Below are 1,166 nucleotides of genomic sequence, written 5' to 3'. Positions count from 1 at the left end.
GTCCAGCGCCGGTGTGTGCAGCTGCGTGCCGCTCAACTTCACTGGTGAGTGGCGCAGTTGACCACTTAGGGCGTCCAGTGTGTGCAGAAATCCATCAGCGGTGGCGAGGTGCACCGACATTCCGTCGGCGCTGAGCACTGGGGACGTGCGCAGGGGCGCCAGGACCGAATACTCCCAGTCCGTGGCGGCAGCGGCAGCGGTCGTCTCCGACACCGCGAACAGCCGTCCGTCGTCGCAGCCGACGAAGATCCGTGACCGGCTGCTGCCCGCGGCACGGTGGACCACGGGGTCGGAGCGCAGCGGAACGCCCTGCGCGTCCTGGCCGATCCCCGGGCTGAGCGTCCAGAGCAGTGTGCCGTCCCCTTGCACGCAGTGCAGGAAGCCTGCGTCGTCCCCCAGATAGACAGCGCCGATCCCGGGTGGCTCTCCCTCGTTCCCCGTCCCCGAACTACCCAGCACCAGCGCGGGACTCGTCCTCACCGGGGAACCCGCGTCGTAGATCTCCGTGCCTTCACCGGTGGGTTGGACCCGGTGGAGCAGGCCAGCCTCAGTGGTGACGTACAAATGACCGGCATAGTCGATGGCCGGAGCCGCGAGAATCCCTGCGGCCGCCTTGAACGGCCACGGGCTGCCAAGCGCACTCGGGTCCTGAGGGCCGGGCACCGCGGCCAGGCTGGGCGCCCCGGGGTCGCGATTACGCATCCCCCACGGGAGTCCGTACGGCTTCGGGCTCATCGGCATGGCTGTTCCCCCGTCCGCCCGCCCCGCTGGCGCGCTTGCGGTGGGTGTCCGTCCGCCGCGCGGTGGTTCGCTTCGGGGGAATCCCTAGGGTCGTAGGCGCCCGGCACCTTTTGTCGGGCCCGGGAATCGGGTGGCCTGCATGACCGCCACTCCTCGCACCTAGTGCTCGATTCCTCTTTCGATGGGTATAGCTGCTGATAGCGGGGCGGTTTCGGGTACTCGGGGGCGGGTGCTGGGTCATGGTGCTGAGGGCACGGCCGGGCCGTGACGAGGGCGAGCAAGCGGTGATCCACCGCCTGGCGTCGGCCAGAAAGGCGCCGAAGGATGTGGTGGAGCGGTGCCGGATGGTGGAGCTGGGCTGGGACGGATGGGTGGTCCCGCAGATCGGCGACGAGCTGAAATGCTGTCAGAAGACGGTGCGTCGC

At 69.1% G+C, this 1,166-nt stretch carries 1 protein-coding gene and 1 pseudogene; one reads left to right on the top strand and one right to left on the bottom strand.

The window, feature by feature from the left end; genetic code table 11:
- Positions 1 to 741, bottom strand: a 741-nt coding sequence (locus TN53_RS40740; RefSeq protein ID WP_046263925.1) for a PQQ-like beta-propeller repeat protein, incomplete at its 3' end; no start/stop codon positions are given.
- A gap of 239 nt (positions 742 to 980) precedes the next feature.
- Here TN53_RS40740 and TN53_RS48795 point away from each other — a divergent pair.
- Positions 981 to 1,166: pseudogene (locus TN53_RS48795) on the top strand (helix-turn-helix domain-containing protein); the annotation flags it as partial.

The organism is Streptomyces sp. WM6386, from assembly GCF_000972385.1.
Classification (GTDB): Bacteria; Actinomycetota; Actinomycetes; order Streptomycetales; family Streptomycetaceae; genus Streptomyces.
The sequence above is the reverse complement of the archived record's forward strand: the minus strand, read 5'-3'. Positions and strand labels throughout refer to the sequence as shown.